This window comes from Tildeniella sp. (assembly GCF_059505325.1).
Window position 1 is genome coordinate 90,249 of the sequence record NZ_JCACKI010000006.1, and the last position, 16,126, is coordinate 106,374.

Below are 16,126 nucleotides of genomic sequence, written 5' to 3' on the forward strand. Positions count from 1 at the left end.
TAAAACCGCGACTACGTAGACAAAGTCCGCCTGCGCGGACTACCGCAACACGAGGATTTTGGAACCTGTGGAGGCAGGTTTTGTCCCTGTAGCCGCGACTTCAGTCGCCAAGGCTACAAGCATCTGGACTTTTAAAACATCCTCTGAAGCGTTCCCCTTACCTTGAAAACAAGCGCTAAGGATCGCTACTCTATCTGTCAGTAACAAAATCTGCCCATGATGAAACATTGCCAATCATGGAAAAAACACGATAAAGCTGACGCTACATCGACTCCGTATTTTATGAAGCAACTGTGGCAAATACTTTTTAGTTGCGGTCGATCGCCTGCAAAACGATCGCTCAGCACGCGCCCTATTAAACGACAGCGCAACGCTCAAAACCTCATTCAGGCAGCGATCATAGCCCTGGCGATCGGAACTCTAATGTTGGTCACTTCTCCTGGCAGGGCACTGCAAGTCCAGGTTGTACCGAACAATCCTCAACTGGGCGATACCCTCTCTGTAACCGTTGAATCTGATACTCCTGGTAACACAGCGCCAGCGGTGAGTCTGGGAAAACGTACCTATAGCGCGTTCCCGATCGGGAACAATCGCTTTCGGGCGCTACTGCCAACAACGCCACTCGATAAACCAGGTGTACTGCAACTTCGGATTAGTGATGGTAACGAGACTCGTCTCCTGGGATTACCGCTTCGGGGGCGCAAATTTCCTACCCAGTCAATCTGGTTACCTCCAGGTAAAGACCAGGACTTGTCAGACTTCGAGTTCGATCGCGTCGATGCCTTCAAAAAACTCGTCACGCCTGAAAAGTTTTGGAGTGGACTCTTTCTCAAACCCAACAATGGACCGATCACGACAATCTACGGCGTTCGTCGGTATTACAACGGCAAATTTGCGCATGATTATTATCACCGTGGCGTAGACTACGCAGGAGCTTACGGTTCACCTATCATTGCCCCTGCGGCTGGACGAGTTGCGCTGGTGGGTCAAGAGTCGAAGGGCTTTGTCATTCATGGCAACTGCATTGGCATCGATCACGGGCAGGGCGTGGAGAGTATTTTCTTACACTTAAGCCGAATTTTGGTGAAGAACGGGGAGTTTGTTAAAGCGGGTCAGGTGATTGGTGCCTTAGGTGGAACAGGCGCTGCCACGGGTCCTCACCTCCACTGGGGACTGTATGTCAACGGTCAGGCTGTTGATCCGTCACCCTGGCGCAACAAACGGTTTGAATAACTTTATGTTTGAAGCTCGATTAAGCTGATACTGAACGTGGATTCTGGGGCAAGATGATTGAAGGCTAATCGTCGAAAAACGGCGCTGCGGAGTTTAGAAGCATTATGAGTATTGAAAAGATCGTAGAGCAGGCGTTGCAAGACGGCTACCTGACTCCGGCGATGGAAGCAGAGGTTGGCAGAATTTGTGATACGGCATCAGAACTGTCGATCGAAGAGTATATGTCGCTCGATCGACTCATGGGAGCACTACTGACAGGGGAAGTGGTGGCAGTTCCCCGCAAGCAGTTTATTAATGTGATGGAAGAACTGGTGCTTACAGAGGCGATCGCCCGTGTGGCTGAAATTGAGGCGACGAGCGATCGTACCCTCGATTTAGGCGACATTGCAGCCTATGCACTCAACCGCTTACCGCCCCTCTACGCCACCACCGAAGAAGGGGCAACCTATCAGCGGCAACGCGCAAAAGAAGAACTCCAGGGCTTGATTGCCCAACAAGTGGGCGAAGCCATTGCCCGGAACCTTGATCGTCCTGAATTCTTCCCAGAACGACAGGCGATCGGTAAGAACTCTGGCGATGAAATTCTGACCCAGGTGAGTGCTCTACTCCAGGCATACGCACCGAGCTTTGAACCACAGCCAGGTGTGTCGCATTAACCAGCTCGTCTCTTCGGCGACTGAAGTTGCAGCCACAAAAACCCAACCTGCCGATGCAGGTTCAAGCCCTCGCTTGCCATAAGTCCATGCAGACGTACGGGTGGTTGTAGTCACGGTTTCAACCACCGAACGTTTCTCAGTAAGATTTTGTGTCTACAGTCCATAGCTTGAGCAAGCTATGGACGAACATTCACAGGCGTTCCTGGCTCCACCTGGTCGTACAGTGCCACCACGTCTCGGTTTCGCATACGGATGCAACCATGCGAAACAGCCTGTCCAATCAGTTCCTCCTGGTTGGTGCCGTGAAAACCAATGTGAGCACGCCCCTCATGTAAAAAGCTAATCCATCGCTTGCCGAGCGGGTTGGCAGAGCCTGGGGGGATCACTTCGCCTGTGATCGGATGCTGCCATTTGGGATCGCGCTGCATTTCCAGAATGTGGAAAGAGCCGAGGGGTGTTTCCCAACCCGTCTGTCCAACCGCGATCGGATAACTGGTGACGAGTTGCTGTTCTCGATACAGAAGCACCCGTCGATCGCTCAAATCGATCGTGAGCCTCGCGCTGCTTTTGGAGGGCGTTGAGATTGTTTTGCTGTCGTTGCTTTGGGTGCTTTTAACCACTGTCGTCTGCACGCTCAAAGTCGGCGTATTCTGAGCATTCGCTGTCCAGGCTCGCCATTGAATGCCCAGTAGCAACAGCGCTGTTCCAATACAGAGAAACATCACACTACGAGAAAGGCGATCGTCGCGAACAGTTGCAGTCATCGTCTCCTACCTCACGGCGTTCTCTCTAATCTACTCCGACACGTCCCTTTCAATCTACTCCGACAGCAGCAATCTAACGATGCCTCTAAAGTAATACCATCCCTACATTAGCGGCGTGCCAGAAAAATTTGCACACAGACTTTATACTATCTTGATTTTTGAGGCTGGATTCTTTCGTCAGAACGGGCACAATATGGACAGGGATTTCGTTGAAGTGTGTAGGTGGATTCGGGAATCTAAGTTGAGTGCGGTGTAACTAAGCTTAATTCCACGAGTGAACCGTGTGATTTCGACCGAAGGCAAGAGGAGTGGATATGTTTGAGAAGTTACTACTAGCTGCGACCATCACGTTCTCGCTCAATTTGTTTATTGGCATGAGCGTCCAGACGACGAAGCAGCCAACCGTTATTGCCCAATTAACCGACTATCCTGTCTACGTTGCCAAGGCGCAGGACGATCGCCGCTCTTTGTGGAGTTTGTTTCAGTAAAAAGCACGTTTAATTGAAACCATTAAACAATGGCAACCATCAAGGTGTTCTGGTGGGAACTTCGCGAGAGCCGAACGCGTCACGAAACATGGAATGTCTGAGAAGCGAAGCCATCCATGAATCAGTCTGTTTCTGCCTCCTGGTCATCGATTAGGGCGATCGATCCCCCTGTGTCAGCCGAAAAGCTTTCTAATGTTGATCTGGTGCTACAATGTCAGGCTGGGCACCGTCCAGAGAAAGCTGCCTTTGCAGAGTTGCTCCGTCGCTATCAGCCTCATGTTGAGCGAGTACTTTATCACCTGGCTCCCGACTGGCAAGATCGTTCCGATCTCGTGCAAGAGGTGTGGATTCGGGTGTATCGGAATATCAAGCGCTTACAAGAGCCGATCAAATTTCGGGGTTGGCTCAGCCGGATCGCGACTAACCTGTTTTATGACGAACTGCGTAAACGCAAACGCAACAAACATCCGTTGTCGCTGGATGCCCGCCTAGCCGTTGAGGATGGTGAAATGGACTGGGAAATTGCCTCAGAGACACCTGGACCAGACGAGGATCTGACGACGAGAGAGTTCTACGACCAACTGCGATCGGCGATCGCAGATTTGCCAGAAGTCTTTCGTACGACGATTGTGCTGCGTGAAATTCAAGGAATGGCGTATGAGGAAATTGCCGAACTGACAGGTGTATCGTTAGGTACGGTAAAGTCCAGAATCGCCAGAGCACGTTTAAGGCTACAGTCTCAACTTCAACGTTATTTAGATGGCAACTCATAACCAAGGCTTGTGGAAGCAGTTAATTTTTTCGTTAAGACTATCGCCTCTATGAGTGATTCAAGGTTTACTGGTGATCAGGCTAGATGACTTTTCCCGCGACTCGCTTTTGCTACAGATTGGCGTTTGACTCACTGGCTTCTAATGGTTCGCTTCTATCTGACTGGTTCGCTTCTAATAGAATGCTGCGCTCTTTCAACACACGACGTGGTGCCGAAATGACCTCCAATCCTCCTCCAAACAACAACCATCAGCCCTCACCCATGAACGGTCAAAATTCGTCTTCATCCTCGTCTAACTTGATTCAGCGCGATCGCTTTGAGCTACTAAGTGCTTATTTGGACGGTGAAGTAACCGCCCTCGAACGCAAGCAAGTTGAGGAATGGTTAGCCAATGACCCAACGGTACAGCGTCTCCACAGTCGCTTGCTGAAGTTGCGTCATGGGTTGCAAACCATGCCTGTGCCTACCGCATCACAACCCACGGAACAACTGGTTAGTCAGGTGCTTACCCGCCTAGACCGCAAGCCAAAGTCCCTGGTGTGGGGTGGTGCAGCCATTGCAGCGCTCGTTGTGGGTGCAGTTGTGAGCAGCCTCTTCTCCGAGAGCCAAACGCCCATGCCTCAACTTGCCAAAGGTTCACAGCAGCCTGCGATCGAGTCGCCTCAAGCGATCTCTAATGAAACGCTGCTGGTAGCACTGGATAAGCCGCTGGTAGAGATTCCCAAAACACCTGTTGTGGTGCCAAACGGTGCCTTTAAAGACGCGACCAAACCTTCTGCACCTGGAACAGTCACCCGCTAAACAGAATCATTTGAGCAGCGATGGTTGCCTAGTTTACGATGTGCGTCTGGTGCCAGCGTCCGTCGGGTAGTAAGATGCCGCCCAGCGCAAGTGTCTGTTCTCTGGTCATTAAGTATGCCCAGGCTAGACTCAAGAAGCGTTGGGCTGTATCGTATGTGGCGATCGTGCTCCGCTCGTATGCATGTTGCTCTAGACGTTGACTGGGAGCACAACGAGAAAATTCTTCCGGGTCGTGTCGTTCAAAGGCATCCAGGCAGTCGAGAATGTCTGAATGTGCAAAGGATAAGAGTTCTCCCTGCACAATGCCCGCTTCCAGCGTCATTGCTGGGTAGCCGAAGGGTAAGGTATACAGACATCCTTGAGCGATCGCGGGGCGTGACTGCACAATGTGGCTGGAACACACATGATGGTTTACCTCTCCTCGCTTCAAGGTGCCGTAGACGAAGACGTGAATCACTGCTTTGTCTAAGCTTGACAGCATTTTTCGACTTGCAATGATCTCACAACACACGTCCATACATGTGGAATGGCACGGTGGGATACAGTCACCATGCCGTTCAATTAGCAGTGTAAATCATGCGTTGATATGATGTGTGAACGGGCTAGGAGGGATTCGAACCCCCGACACCGCGGTTCGTAGCCGCGTGCTCTAGTCCACTGAGCTACAAGCCCTTGCAAGAACACTATACTACCATACTCTGCCACAATGACACAAAACTCCTCTGATACGGCTGCTGCTGTCAGCCAACCGCTGACGCATCTGGATGCACAGGGACAGGCGCAAATGGTTGATGTTTCCTTGAAGCAGCAGACCGTTCGAGAGGCGATCGCGGTGGGACAGGTGCGAATGCTGCCCGAAACCTTTGCGGCGATCGCGGCGGGCAATGCGCCTAAAGGTGATGTCTTAGGCACTGCCAGATTAGCAGGCATCATGGCAGCCAAACAAACCGCTCAACTGATTCCTCTTTGTCACCCGCTGCCGTTGCACAAAGTTGAAGTAGATTTGCTGCCGTCTCCTGACTTACCGGGTTATCGTATTCAGGCGATCGTGAAGACGAAAGCTGAAACGGGTGTAGAAATGGAGGCACTCACAGCCGTTGCTGTTGCGGCTCTCACGCTCTACGACATGGCAAAAGCCTTGGATAAAGCGATGCAAATCGAAAACATCCATTTGCTCAGTAAAACTGGCGGCAAGTCGGGAGACTATCAATGCCATCCGACAATCAGTAGCTGGGCGTGATTAAACTAAAGATGATTTTGGGGGTAGATGGGGTGAAACCCCCTTCGGCTTTCTTACAATCAATTAGGGCTACCGACTTACCGATTCAGTTCTAGGTTCTGCTCCTGAGTGGGAGAGATTTAGAAAGCTGCCTATACTCTAGACGTTTAGAAAGCTGCTTATACTCTAGACGGTGACATTGCAACAACACATTCTTTGTCTGTACCGTTGCGCTTATGCTGAGACGCTTCTTTTACCTGACGGCACCCATCGCTGCACTGACCACACTCATTGCTGTACTGGTTCGCAGCCAACCGTTGCCCGCTCCTGCAAACCAGACGATACCGCCACGTCTCAGTGAATCATCTGCCAACGCAATCATGCCAATCTGTTACATCCAGCTAAACGGTCAGTTGAGAGATCTCCGTAGTCTATGCGGTAGGAAAGCTACCAATCTTGTGCCATCTCGCGGTGTGCCGCGATCGGTTTCGCAGCCAAGCCCAACGGTAGATGATGATGACTCAACTTCAACAGCCACTCCCAAGCCTCAGTCCACGCCTACTAGCACACCATCACCGACTAAGCCTGTCCCACAGCCCGGTGCTAGTCCTGCGCCAAGCCCGATCGGTCGCCCTGCCAGTGTCCAGCTCTCGCCTGGTAACGCCTCGACCATTGCACCCAGTGCACCCAATCCGCTAGCCATTCCAGAAGACCGCGATTGAAGGGCGATCGCAACTGAAGCAGCACAATCAAGGGCGATCGTTAATACTTTCATAGCGTCTGCTTAACTCATTGCTGATAGTGTGTTGAACTGTTCAGGCATTTTAGAATGTGGCAACTGTAATGAGCAGCAAAGACTCGCATGGGTTCGGTCAAATTAGGTGGATACAAAGCATCTCCTGTACGTTAACAACAGCATTGCGTTCGGTTGATCAATTCTGGAGCCGCCATTCATTTAGACGTTTATTAGCTGTCATCTTTAGCGTATTTTTTCTCGTTGTTACCACCCATGCAGTTATTGCCCAAGGTTCAGGCGTGCCCAAACCAAAGGTCATTCTCATTTCATTAGATGGTGCAACGCCTGGTTTAATTAATGACTATTTAAAAACCGGAATTCTCGACTCCAACACAGGCTTAGGGTTGCTCAAACGTCGGGGTATTGCAGCACAGCGAAACGTGACCTGCAATCCATCGTTGACGGCTGCCTGCCACGTGAGCATCGGCACAGGTTCCACAACGGTCAAAACCGATGTGGTTTCCAACAGCTTTCATCTCGTTGCCAGTCCCTTCGCCCGTAACGTGAGCGGTTTTGCGGCTCCGATCGGTGGTTACTCTGTGAAGCCCGTTGGACCCGCCGCCCCACCCCTTGCAGAGCCAATCTGGGTGAAGCTGAGACAGAACGGTAAGAAAGTTGTTGCTGCAACGTTCCCTGGTGCTGATGGTGCTGAAATCACGCTGGCTGGTGCAGGTACCCCTGTGCTTCAAGCCGCCGCCGATCGCACCGTCGATTACACCGTACCGTTTGGAGCGTTCGCAGGACAAGGCGCTAGAGGTTTTAGCCTGACAGCGACCGATTTTACGCCTGCACCTGGTCAGACGATTAGCCAACTTGAAGCGGCGGGTAAACGCTCTTACAGCCCCATTTTGCAGAAAACGACCCCTTTGGATACGTTTCCGATCGGCACTGTAAACTACACCATCCAGGTAGCCGCACTCGATACGACCGACGATGGCGCGGGTAACTACGATACGCTGGTTTTCTTTGACACAACCGCAGGTATTCAGCCCGGACCCTTCAGCCTGCCTGCAACCGGACCAGCATACGTCAAGGCGAGCGATCGCACTTCCGCTCTTTTTTATCTGGAAGGCAGTGCTAGCAAAGCAGGCACCGGGTTCTACGTGAGTACGCTTGCGCCAGATTTAGCAACCGTTAGAATTGCCCGTTACTCTGCCAACTCTATTCCCAGGAATGCGGCAGTGCTGGCAGATGTAGATGACATCAACAACAATGTTGGCTTCTGGGCACCCCAGCCAGACTTCCGCATTCCAGAGCGACTCAGCCCTGGCTTTACTGATTTTCCTGATGCCGACTTAGAAGCAATCTACGAAGATCTGGTACGCACCTTTGTGGATTACCAGACTCGCGTTATTTTGCGCGCGATCGCCAGAACTCCCGATGCTGATTTGGTGCTGACATACATTGAGCAGCCCGATGGTTCCGAACACCAGTTTTTGGCGATCGATCCACGGCAAGCGACGACTATTACCGATCCTAATACGATCGGTGCTGGACAAGATCAGGCAAAAATTGCACGTTATCAAACCTACGTTCAAACCGCTTACCGAGTGGCTAACAGCTCTGTGCAGCGCATCATTGACACAGTGGGTACAACTCGCAACGGCACACCCAAGAGCAACATCATTGTCGTCTCTGATCACGGGTTTGCGCCGTTTCACACAGCCGTTGATTTCAACACTCTCTTGAGAAACAACGGGATCGACTCCACCAAAGTTCGCGCGATTACGTCTGGACCTGCTACCCACATTTACATCAATCTCAAAGGGCGCGAACCAGATGGCATCGTCACTCCAGACGAGTATGTCGTGTTGCAGAAGCAAATCGTCAAAATCCTCGAGGACTTTGTGGAGACAAACCCAAACTACACGAAGCGTGACAAGCCAATCTTTGACAAAATCTACGCTCGTCCCATCCCGGCTGACGTGAACGATCCATCCTTCGGCTTAAGCACCAATAACTTTATTGGTCAAGATTCAGGTGATGTCTTCGCAACGATGGTACAAGGCTACAACTTTGACGGTATACAGTCCCCTGTTATACAGCGCTTAGGCGACGCGCCAGCAACTCCTCCCGTGCTTTCCGTGCCAAACTTCTATGGCGCACACGGTTATGATCCCAACACGCTCAATATGAGCGCCATTTTCTTTGCGGCGGGTCCAGATATCCGTCGTGGCAAGCTGCAACAGGTGCGTAACATTGATGTTGTCCCAACGATTAACAAGTTGTTGGGCGTGGAGTCGGCTTCTACAGTGCAGGGTAAGGATCTGAAGCTTGGTTCTTGATGAATTCTCGATCGAAACGCGAGTGGCTCCAGTCCCATTTTTGAGCTGCATGATGCAGTAGAGGCTCTCAACAACGTAACGTGCAATGGCTTCTAGATAATCGCTAGAAGCCATTGCGCCTTTAAATTTTCGAGAAGGTTTGTACTACAGGTGATGCGGTCGATCGCAAGCCATTGCGTTCACTTCACTGGTTCGTTCGCAGCCTTGCGTTTCAAAGTTGATGCGAGGTTGAGCCTGTGTCTGAGGGACGAATCCTGCTAGACTTGTCAACGCCAGAAGGCTAGATGCTATGAACGATCGCATGAAAATTCTCCTCTACAAGACAGTGTCCATACATTAGAGTGATTCTGTCGGAAACCCAAAGCGATAGCCTCTGCCATAGACGGTGTTAATCAAGGGTGGTTCGCCATCGGCTTCGATTTTGCGTCGCAGTAGCCGGACTTGTGCAGCGAGGGCGTTGCTGGTTGGTTTTTCAGCGCCATCGCCCCAGAGATATTGGTGAATTTGCTCATGCGTGAGGATCTGGTTGGGGTGTCGCATCAGGTATTCGAGTAGCTGCGTTTCTTTTTCGGACAGCTCGATCGCCCGTCCCTGTCGGTAGGCAAGCTGATTGCTCAGATCGAGTTCCAAATCGTCCACGTGCAGCCGTTGAGTTGGCGTAACTTGCTCCAAAGAGGGTGGACGACGCAGCAGTGCTCGCACTCTGGCAAGTAACTCTCGCAGTTCAAACGGTTTAATGATGTAATCGTCGGCTCCTGCGTCTAAACCCTGCACACGATCGTCAACGGTATCCTTTGCTGTCAGAAATAAGACAGGAGTAGTATCACCACGCGATCGCAACTGCTGGCAAATTTCCAACCCAGAGTAACGAGGCAGCATCCAGTCCAGAATCAACAGGTCATAGTGTCCCTGTTGTGCTAACTGGTTGCCGCGATCGCCGTCATACGCTACATCCACTGCATAGCCTTCGCGCGTCAAAAGGAGGCTCAAGGGATCTGCCATTTCGACTTCGTCATCCACCAAGAGAATCCGCATAGAAGCGATTAGCCTTTTAGACATCAGCTTTCAGCTATTATTATCGTGCTGTTCGATGTCTGCTGATAGCCAAACGCTCGTTATGATCACCGTTGCACTCCCCAAAGGCGCTCTTTTATCCGACAGCATTCGCTTGCTGCAAGCTGTTGGGCTAGACTTCAGCGCTTTCCTCGATCCAACCAATCGGCTGCTGCAAATTACAGACCCAACAGGCACAGCTAAGGCGCTGCTGGTAAGGAATTACGATGTGCCAGTCTATGTGGAGTATGGTCAGGCGCAGTTAGGCATTATTGGCTACGATGTGCTGCGCGAGAAAACGCCCCCTGTCGCACATCTAGTAGATTTAGGCTTTGGCAAATGCCGCATGTCGGTAGCAGTAAAGCAGTCTAGCCCCTATCGATCGGCGTTAGAGTTGCCACTTTACGGACGAGTTGCGTCGAAGTTTGTCCACTGTGCCCGCGAGTATTTTGATAGTTTGGATTTGCCTGTAGAAATTGTGCCGCTCTACGGCTCGGTCGAGTTGGGACCCATCACAGGAATGTCAGAGGCGATCGTCGATTTGGTCGCTACTGGCACCACGCTGCGCGAAAACGGCTTGGTTGAAACCGATCTTCTCTTTGAGAGCACCGCACGCCTGATCGCACACCCGCTCAGCTATCGCCTGAATACCGATGGTCTGCATGAGTGGATTGAGAAAGTGCGATCGCAGGTGACGATCGCTGCCTGAAGCAGCTAAAGCAACTAATCGATCTAAAACATCAACAGATGCGATCGCACTGGCTGGGAAAGGCTGCAATTGCGCCGCATTCTTAGGTTCAATGCAGCCATGGTGCGGAGTGTAGGCAATCAACAAAAGAGTTGGGGTCTGGTTGACTGACAAATCTTTTGCACTGTTGCCCAAACAGCACTCGTCCGCTGAGAGAGGGGTTGGAGGTGAGGGCGATTGAGTTTTGTCAGTCAATCAGCAGTCACTGCACATTAAAGCTCGATCAAAGCATACCAACCGCTTAAAAAATTATGCTTTTGATCAATTATCGCCTATTTGTTTTTAAGCCAGATTTTGTATTGATAAATAACTCAAGTTCTTATTCCAACTCAGCCTATAGAGAGATGTTTTTATTGTTTTTTATCCGAGGTTAATCTCTTTTTAAGATGTAGAAAATATATCTAATGCATGTATAAAAGTACTCAGTGTAATAGCGCATCAGACTAAAGAGATCAGGTCAATTTGTAGCGATCGCACTATTTTATTGATAAGTGGTTTATAATTGTTTACAGACACACAATCTTAGGTAAAACACATGGCTGATATCATCGATACTGCTGTTAATGCTGGTTCTTTTACCACTTTGGCTGCTGCTTTGAAAGCTGCTGATTTGGTCACAACTCTGAAAGGAAAAGGTCCTTTCACCGTTTTTGCTCCTACCGACGAAGCCTTTGCTAAGCTCCCTGCTGGAACCGTTGATAGCTTGCTTAAGGATCTTCCTAAACTCAAGCAAATCCTGACCTATCACGTTGTTTCTGGCAAAGTGATGGCGGCTGATGTCGTTAAGCTGAAGTCGGCGACTACCGTTCAAGGTTCAGATGTGAAAATTGACGCTTCTAACGGTGTTAAAATCAATGAATCTACCGTTTCAACTCCTGATGTTGCGGCTGACAATGGCGTTATCCACATCATTGACACAGTGTTAATGCCCGCATAAGCGATCGCTTATTAGCAAATAGCAGCGAGGGTGCAGTAATTATCTTTAACTACTGACCCCTCGCTTTTTGCTGGCGATTGATCATCACGTTTGAACTGTTCAACTAGATCGAGCTAATTAAACGCGATCGCATACCCAACGGTGTAATCTGCGGTTGCAAGTATGTTCAAGCTAACCAGATAAGCCATCGAACAATCCATAACCACCACCACCAGGTGTTTCAATTACAAAGGTATCGCCGGGATGCATGGTGACTTCGGCTTTGCTGTCTAGAGGTTCGATCGTGCCATCGGCTCGTTCAACCCAGTTGCGTCCCACTATGCCGGGTGCGCCACCCTCCAAACCAAACGGTGCCACCAACCGATGCCCCGACAGAATTGCTGCTGTCATCGTTTCCTTAAAGCGGAGCCGACGAATCACACCATTACCGCCACGATGCGAACCTCGTCCACCGCTGTCGGGACGAATTGCAAAGTCTTCCAACCGGACGGGAAAGCGCCATTCCAACACTTCTGGATCAGTCAGGCGAGAGTTAGTCATGTGCGTTTGGACTGCATCCGTACCGTCAAACGTTGACCCTGCACCTGAACCACCACAGACCGTTTCATAATACTGATAGCGCTGATTGCCAAAGGTGAAGTTGTTCATCGTCCCCTGTGAGGCTGCCATCACGTTCAACGCGCCATACAAAGCATCTGTCACAACTTGAGACGTTTCCACGTTCCCTGCGACGACGGCGGCTGGAGAATGTGGATTGAGCATACAGCCATCAGGAATGATGATATTTAGAGGTTTAAGACAGCCTGCATTGAGTGGAATATCGTCGTCTACTAAACTGCGGAAGACATAGAGAACGGCAGCTTTGCACACAGCCACAGGCGCGTTGAAGTTGTTGGGTTGCTGGGGTGATGTGTCTGTGAAGTCGATCGTAGCGCTGCGAGTAGGACGATCGAATGTGACCGACACCGCAATCTGACTACCATCATCCATCGCATAGGTAAAGCTGCCATCCGTCAACATATCAATGACACGGCGCACCGATGCTTCCGCATTGTCTTGCACGTGCCGCATATACGCTTGCACAGTGTCTAACCCATAGTGCTGCACCATCTTGTGGAGTTCCTGTACACCACGCTCGTTGGCAGCAATTTGAGCCTGCAAATCCGCCACGTTCTGCATTGGATTGCGTACTGGATAGTCGCCTGTCGTGAGTAGTTCAAGCAGTTCCCGCTCACGAAATTTTCCCTGATCCACCAATTGAAAATTGTCGATGAGAATGCCTTCTTGCGCGATCGACACACTATTTGGCGGCATCGATCCCGGCGAAATGCCACCGATATCGGCGTGGTGTCCGCGAGAGGCGACGTAGAAGAGAGGGCGATCGGGAAAGGCTAAAGGATGAATGCTAAAGGATGAATCAGCTTGCTTCTTAGCCTTTATTCTTTCGCCTTTATCCTTCTCAAACACTGGCGTAATCACCGTCACATCCGGCAAATGCGTTCCCCCGTTGTAAGGATTATTGAGAACGTAAACATCGCCTGGTTGCAACGTGCTGCCGTGAGTGGTGATGAGTGACTGGACGCTTTCGCTCATGGAGCCGAGATGCACGGGAATGTGCGGCGCATTGGCAACTAACTGTCCGTGCTGATCAAACACAGCGCAGGAAAAGTCGAGACGCTCTTTGATGTTGACAGAGTAGCTGGTATTTTGCAGCGTGAAGCCCATCTGCTCGGCGATCGCCATAAATAAATGGTTGAAGATTTCGAGCAAAACGGGATCGGGGGAGTGGGGAGTGGGGAGTGGGGAGCAGGGTGAAGAGGAAGTGAGGTGAGTTTTGAGTTCTGAGTTTTGAGTTCTGAGTGCTTCATTTTCATGCTCCCTCTGCTCCTCCGCTTCTAACCGCTGACCGCTGACCGCTGACCGCTCTCTCCTCTCCTTCCTCAAAATCAGATGCCCTCGCTCCGTCAATTCCGCCTGCCATCCGGTTGCAATGACGTTAGTACCTGTGGGTTCGATGATGAGTGCGGGACCGAGGATGCGATCGCCCGGAAGCAGTTGCTCACGCTGAAACACGGGGGTTGAGTGCCAGGAGTCAGCCCCATAGGTCTGGACGGTTGCGATCGCAGTTAAGGGCTTTTTACGAGTTTCTGTACTGATCGGTTCGTCGATCGTATTGGTCACACCGATCGCTTCAACAGATATCGCTTCGACCAGCAATGGCTTGTTCTCAGCGATAAAGCCATAGCGTTGACGGTGTGCTTGTTCAAAAGCGGCAGTCATCGCGTTGCAATCACCAAAGCTAACGATTAGCGCAGAGTCAGTGCCTTGATAGCGCAAATGGGCTTTGGGCAACACTTGCATCTGTGCGTCGAGAATGCCCTGCTGAAGCAGTTCAGCTTTTGCGTCTGCTGTGAGATTGGCAAGGGCACGTTCAAGTTCTGGCAATCGCGGTTGGCTTAATGGGGCTTCGATCGCCCTTTCGCGCATCACACGAACATCCGCCAAACCCATACCGTAGGCAGATAAAACGCCTGCAAACGGGTGCAGAAAGACTTGTTGCATCCCTAATGTGTCCGCGATCGCGCAGGCATGTTGTCCCCCAGCTCCACCAAAACAGCAAAGGGTGTACTCAGTTACGTCGTAGCCGCGCTGAACGGAGATTTTTTTGATCGCGCTTGCCATTTTTTCGATGGCGATCGTCAGAAAACCTTGCGCTACTTGTGCGGGCGATCGGATATCACCTGTTGCGGCTTGAATTTGCGCTGCCAGATCACTGAACTTCTGCTGTACTACGGCAACATCAAGCGGCAGATCACCGTTTGCCCCAAACACGTGCGGGAAAAAGTCTGGTTGCAGGTTGCCTACCATCACATTGCAATCCGTTACTGCCAGTACGCCGCCATTGCGGTAGCAAGCAGGACCCGGATTTGCCCCTGCCGACTCTGGACCAACGCGATACCGCGACCCATCGAAGTGCAAAAGCGAACCGCCACCTGCCGCCACGGTATGAATCGACATCATCGGTGCCCGCAGACGCACGCCTGCCACCTCCGTTTCAAATTCCCGCTCATATTCGCCCGCATAGTGCGCGACATCCGTGGAGGTGCCGCCCATATCAAAGCTAATGATTTTGTCTAGCCCAGCCAGCTTACTGGTTTGCACCGCTCCCACAATGCCGCCTGCAGGACCGGAGAGGATGCTGTCTTTGCCCTGGAACGATCGAGCATCCGTTAAGCCTCCGTTGGATTGCATGAAGAGGAGTTGGGGAGTGGGGAGTGGGGAGTGGGGAGTGGGGGGTGGGGAGTGGGGAGTGGGGAGTGGGGAGTGGGGAGTGGGGAGTGGGGAGTTCTGAGCTGCAATATCCGAGTTTTGAGGTCGAAGTGCCGAGTTCCGAGCTGCAACGTCCGAGTTCTGAGGTCGAAGTGCCGAGTTCTGAGCTGCAACATCTGAGCTTTGAGCTGCAACATCCGAGTTCTGAGGTCGAAGTGCCGAGTTCTCAACCACTAACGTAGCCTGACTCTCTGCGCCTCTGCGTCTCTGCGGTTTTCTATCTTCCCCCGCTTCCCCTACTTCCCCAAGCTCCTGGCTCACCTGCTCCACATACCGCCGCAGAATGGGTGACAGGTACGCATCAACAACAGTGGTATCACCGCGACTAATGAACTTCATCAAGGGACTGACCACATGAGAGACAGAAATCTGGGTAAACCCAACTGCTTGAGCGATCGCCGCTGCCTTCTGCTCATGATTGGGATACCGATAGCCGTGCATAAAGGCGATCGCACAAGCTCGAATACCCTCTGCATACGCCTCTTCCAGAGCGCTGGTTAAGGCGGCTTCGGCAGTGGCATCAAGCGGTAAAAGTTCCTCACCCTGTGCGCTATAGCGTTCCTCAACCTCAATCACTCGTTCGTACAGCATTTCGGGCAGAACGATGTGACGCGCAAAAATGTTGGGACGATTCTGGTAGCCAATTCGCAACGCATCCCGAAAGCCTTTGGTGATGACAAGAACCACGCGATCGCCCTTGCGTTCTAGCAGTGCGTTAGTTGCAACAGTGGTACCCATTTTGATCGCGGCAATTTGCTCGGTGGGAATCGGCGCATCGGCTGCAAGTCCTAAAAGATCGCGGATGCCCTGCATGGATGCATCACGATAGCGTGAGGGATTTTCAGACAGTAGCTTATGCACCGTCAGGCTTCCGTCTGGTCTGCGCGCCACGATGTCAGTAAAGGTACCGCCTCGATCGATCCAAAATTCCCAGCGGGCATCTGCATGAGTCGCCATCCCAATCTCCCTACCGTGTCTTTTAGACCTATTGTGGCGCGATCGCTCAAGGCTGTTTCAGAGATAGCAACCTCATTCGTTAAAATA

The 16,126-nt window shown here is 51.4% G+C and carries 15 protein-coding genes and 1 tRNA gene; 10 read left to right on the forward strand and 6 right to left on the reverse strand.

Annotated elements, in window-relative coordinates; genetic code table 11:
• The first annotated feature begins 282 nt into the window (after positions 1-282).
• Both AC5JO6_RS03125 and AC5JO6_RS03130 read left to right on the forward strand, forming a co-directional pair.
• Entirely contained in the window at positions 283-1,233 is a 951-nt protein-coding gene (locus tag AC5JO6_RS03125) for a M23 family metallopeptidase (protein WP_496079574.1), read from the forward strand.
• Positions 1,234-1,337: 104 nt separating this feature from the next.
• Positions 1,338-1,889 (forward strand): late competence development ComFB family protein, encoded by a 552-nt coding sequence (locus tag AC5JO6_RS03130; protein WP_496079575.1) that lies wholly within the window; start codon positions 1,338-1,340, stop codon positions 1,887-1,889.
• 176 nt (positions 1,890-2,065) lie between these two features.
• Here the strand turns inward: AC5JO6_RS03130 and AC5JO6_RS03135 are convergent, their stop codons facing one another.
• Positions 2,066-2,653 carry a L,D-transpeptidase gene (locus tag AC5JO6_RS03135; protein WP_496079576.1) on the reverse strand — a complete coding sequence of 196 codons (588 nt, stop codon included), beginning with the start codon at positions 2,651-2,653 and terminating at the stop codon, positions 2,066-2,068.
• A 314-nt stretch (positions 2,654-2,967) separates the two neighbouring features.
• Between AC5JO6_RS03135 and AC5JO6_RS03140 the strand changes: the two genes are divergently transcribed.
• From AC5JO6_RS03140 to AC5JO6_RS03150, 3 genes are all read left to right on the forward strand, one after another.
• Complete coding sequence (locus AC5JO6_RS03140; protein WP_496079577.1) at positions 2,968-3,141, forward strand: QAALIT motif small membrane protein; 174 nt, start codon at positions 2,968-2,970, stop codon at positions 3,139-3,141.
• 116 nt (positions 3,142-3,257) lie between these two features.
• On the forward strand, positions 3,258-3,914 hold the full coding sequence (locus tag AC5JO6_RS03145) for a sigma-70 family RNA polymerase sigma factor (RefSeq protein ID WP_496079578.1): 657 nt from the start codon (positions 3,258-3,260) through the stop codon (positions 3,912-3,914).
• A gap of 83 nt (positions 3,915-3,997) precedes the next feature.
• The gene (locus AC5JO6_RS03150; RefSeq protein WP_496079579.1) at positions 3,998-4,714 is read left to right on the forward strand and encodes an anti-sigma factor family protein; all 717 of its coding nucleotides are present in this window, start codon (positions 3,998-4,000) and stop codon (positions 4,712-4,714) included.
• A 28-nt stretch (positions 4,715-4,742) separates the two neighbouring features.
• On the opposite strand, the gene AC5JO6_RS03155 is transcribed toward AC5JO6_RS03150, so the two are convergent.
• Positions 4,743-5,195, reverse strand: a complete 453-nt coding sequence (locus AC5JO6_RS03155; protein ID WP_496079580.1) for a gamma-glutamylcyclotransferase family protein — start codon at positions 5,193-5,195, stop codon at positions 4,743-4,745.
• Between the two features lie 117 nt (positions 5,196-5,312).
• Positions 5,313-5,386, reverse strand: a tRNA-Arg gene (locus AC5JO6_RS03160).
• A 34-nt stretch (positions 5,387-5,420) separates the two neighbouring features.
• Between AC5JO6_RS03160 and moaC the strand changes: the two genes are divergently transcribed.
• The 3 genes from moaC to AC5JO6_RS03175 all read left to right on the forward strand — a co-directional run bounded on the left by moaC (position 5,421) and on the right by AC5JO6_RS03175 (position 9,014).
• Complete coding sequence (moaC, locus tag AC5JO6_RS03165) at positions 5,421-5,954, forward strand: cyclic pyranopterin monophosphate synthase MoaC (RefSeq protein ID WP_496079581.1); 534 nt, start codon at positions 5,421-5,423, stop codon at positions 5,952-5,954.
• Positions 5,955-6,169: 215 nt separating this feature from the next.
• Complete coding sequence (locus AC5JO6_RS03170; protein ID WP_496079582.1) at positions 6,170-6,655, forward strand: hypothetical protein; 486 nt, start codon at positions 6,170-6,172, stop codon at positions 6,653-6,655.
• A 313-nt stretch (positions 6,656-6,968) separates the two neighbouring features.
• The gene (locus AC5JO6_RS03175) at positions 6,969-9,014 is read left to right on the forward strand and encodes an alkaline phosphatase family protein (RefSeq protein ID WP_496079583.1); all 2,046 of its coding nucleotides are present in this window, start codon (positions 6,969-6,971) and stop codon (positions 9,012-9,014) included.
• Positions 9,015-9,158: 144 nt separating this feature from the next.
• Here AC5JO6_RS03175 and AC5JO6_RS03180 read toward each other — a convergent pair whose 3' ends face one another.
• Entirely contained in the window at positions 9,159-9,317 is a 159-nt protein-coding gene (locus AC5JO6_RS03180) for a hypothetical protein (RefSeq protein ID WP_496079584.1), read from the reverse strand.
• 33 nt (positions 9,318-9,350) lie between these two features.
• On the reverse strand, positions 9,351-10,049 hold the full coding sequence (rppA, locus tag AC5JO6_RS03185) for a two-component system response regulator RppA (RefSeq protein WP_496079585.1): 699 nt from the start codon (positions 10,047-10,049) through the stop codon (positions 9,351-9,353).
• Positions 10,050-10,131: 82 nt separating this feature from the next.
• Here rppA and hisG point away from each other — a divergent pair, with 82 nt between their 5' ends.
• Positions 10,132-10,776: an ATP phosphoribosyltransferase gene (gene hisG, locus AC5JO6_RS03190; RefSeq protein WP_496079622.1), complete on the forward strand. Its 645-nt coding sequence runs from the start codon at positions 10,132-10,134 to the stop codon at positions 10,774-10,776.
• 574 nt (positions 10,777-11,350) lie between these two features.
• A complete protein-coding gene (locus AC5JO6_RS03195) occupies positions 11,351-11,752 on the forward strand; it encodes a fasciclin domain-containing protein (protein WP_496079586.1) in 402 nt (133 codons plus the stop codon).
• A gap of 171 nt (positions 11,753-11,923) precedes the next feature.
• Here the strand turns inward: AC5JO6_RS03195 and AC5JO6_RS03200 are convergent, their stop codons facing one another.
• Positions 11,924-16,039, reverse strand: coding sequence for a hydantoinase B/oxoprolinase family protein (locus AC5JO6_RS03200; protein ID WP_496079587.1), 4,116 nt, complete (start codon positions 16,037-16,039; stop codon positions 11,924-11,926).
• Positions 16,040-16,126: the final 87 nt, after the last annotated feature.